A 529-nucleotide genomic window follows, 5' to 3' on the forward strand; every position below is an offset into this window, starting at 1 on the left:
CGGTTCCTGTTCCCGACCGGATGCCCGGACGGGTGCCGGTGCCGGTGGCCCGATGACGACGAACGCTTCGAATGCGGATGCCCCGGCTGCGAAGACTGGGCACCGGTCCCGGCGATCGACTGGGTCATCGTCGGCGGGGAATCCGGGCCCCACGCCCGACCGATCGAGGCGGACTGGGTGCGCGATCTGCGCGACCAGTGCGTCGAGGCCGGGACCGCGTTCTTCTTCAAGCAGTGGGGTGGTCGCACCCCGAAAACGGCCGGGCGCGAACTCGACGGCCGGATCTGGAACCAGTACCCGCAGAACAGGAGCACCTCATGCCACGCCTGATGTCGGTCTCGCTCACCGAACCCCAGGTCCGCGACCGGACAAAGACCGTCACCCGCCGTATGGGCTGGCTGATGCTGCAGCCCGGCACCCGGCTCACGCTGTGCCGCAAGGTGATGGGCCGCCGCCGCGGCGAACCACTCGTCCGGATCGTCGACGTGGAAGTACTCGACGTCGGGCGCGAGCGCCTCGACACCATCAC

1 protein-coding gene and 1 pseudogene are annotated in these 529 nt (G+C 69.4%); both read left to right on the top strand.

What is annotated here, in order from left to right:
* On the top strand, nt 1-330 hold a 330-nt coding region (locus A5780_RS34215; protein WP_156769435.1), incomplete at its 5' end, for a DUF5131 family protein.
* A pseudogene (locus tag A5780_RS34220) lies at nt 318-529 on the top strand (hypothetical protein); the annotation flags it as partial. The gene A5780_RS34215 and the pseudogene A5780_RS34220, both read left to right, overlap by 13 nt.

The organism is Nocardia sp. 852002-20019_SCH5090214 (assembly GCF_001665865.1).
GTDB lineage: Bacteria > Actinomycetota > Actinomycetes > Mycobacteriales > Mycobacteriaceae > Nocardia > Nocardia nova.